Origin of the sequence: Kineosphaera limosa NBRC 100340, from assembly GCF_000298215.1 — a bacterium.
Classification (GTDB): domain Bacteria; phylum Actinomycetota; class Actinomycetes; order Actinomycetales; family Dermatophilaceae; genus Kineosphaera; species Kineosphaera limosa.
In genome coordinates, this window is record NZ_BAHD01000155.1 from 1 (window position 1) to 1458 (window position 1458).

At 69.5% G+C, this 1458-nt stretch carries 1 protein-coding gene; it reads left to right on the plus strand.

Annotation, left to right across the window (positions count from 1 at the left end):
• Window positions 1–123: 123 nt before the first annotated feature.
• Window positions 124–1455 (plus strand): ISL3-like element ISPfr3 family transposase, encoded by a 1332-nt coding sequence (locus tag KILIM_RS21820; protein ID WP_006594938.1) that lies wholly within the window; start codon window positions 124–126, stop codon window positions 1453–1455.
• The last annotated feature ends 3 nt before the right edge of the window (window positions 1456–1458 follow it).

A 1458-nucleotide genomic window follows, 5' to 3' on the forward strand; every position in this document is an offset into this window, starting at 1 on the left:
GGGCTCTTCCCAGATGAGGGTGTAGCGCACGTCGCGCGGCGGGCCGGCGCGTCGGTGGCCGGATAGAGGTCGAGGTCTCCCGAGGATGAGAGCTCCTACACACTCAGCCCGAAAGACCTCGACGTGCACGACGCTACCGTCGGCGGGCGCGCTGATGCGTTCGCCAGCCCCGACCTGACTGCCTTCTGCCGCCTCGACGAACTCGGCCTCGTTGTCACCGGGCAGCGACTCGAGCCGGATCGTGCCGTATTGGCCTGCCAGGTGGTCGAGCCCGACCAGTGGTGCCGGCGCTGCGGCTGCGAAGGGAGACCACGTGACACCGTGGTCCGACGGCTTGCCCACGAACCACTGGGCTGGCGGCCCACGACGCTGGAGGTCGTCGTGCGCCGTTACCGCTGCAGCGGCTGCGGGTATGTGTGGCGCCAGGACACCACCGCCGCGGCCGAGCCCCGGGCCAAGTTGTCTCGGCGCGCTCTGCGGTGGGCGCTGGAAGGGATCGTGGTCCAGCACCTGACCGTGGCTCGGGTCGCCGAGGGGCTCGGGGTGGCCTGGGACACCGCCAACGACGCCGTTCTGGCCGAGGGCAAGCGGGTGCTGATCGACGAGGAGCACCGCTTCGAGGGGGTGAAGGTCGTCGGGGTCGATGAGCACGTGTGGAGGCACACCCGTCGCGGCGACAGGTACGTCACCGTGATCATCGACCTCACCCCAGTGCGAGATGGCACCGGCCCGGCACGGCTGCTGGACATGGTCGAAGGACGCTCCAAGCAGGCGTTCAAGACCTGGCTGGCCGACCGCCCGCAGGAGTGGCGCGACGGCGTGGAGGTGGTCGCGATGGACGGCTTCACCGGGTTCAAGACCGCCGCCGTCGAGGAACTGCCCGACGTGGTGACCGTGCTAGATCCCTTCCACGTCACGCGCCTCGCTGGCGAGGCGCTCGATGAGTGCCGACGGCGAGTTCAGCAGGCCATCTGTGGGCACCGCGGCCGCAAGGGCGACCCGCTCTATGCCGCCCGCCGGACCCTGTCCACCGGCGCCGACCTGCTCAACGACAAGCAGAAGGACCGACTGGACACCCTGTTCGCCGACGACGCCCACGTCGAGGTCGAGGTCACCTGGAGCGTCTACCAGCGCATGATCGCCGCCTACCGCCACGAGAACCGGCGCCACGGCCGCGAGCTGATGGCCCGGCTCATCGACTCGATCAGCACCGGCGTCCCCAAGGCCCTGGTCGAGATCACCAAGCTCGGCAGGACGCTGAAGAAGCGCGCCGCCGACGTCCTGGCCTACTTCGACCGGCCCAGCACCTCCAACGGGCCCACCGAGGCGATCAACGGCAGGCTCGAGCACCTGCGCGGCTCGGCGCTGGGGTTCCGCAACCTGACCAACTACATCGCCAGATCCCTGCTCGAGACCGGCGGGTTCAGACCCCGACTACACCCTGGATTCGGATGAGCC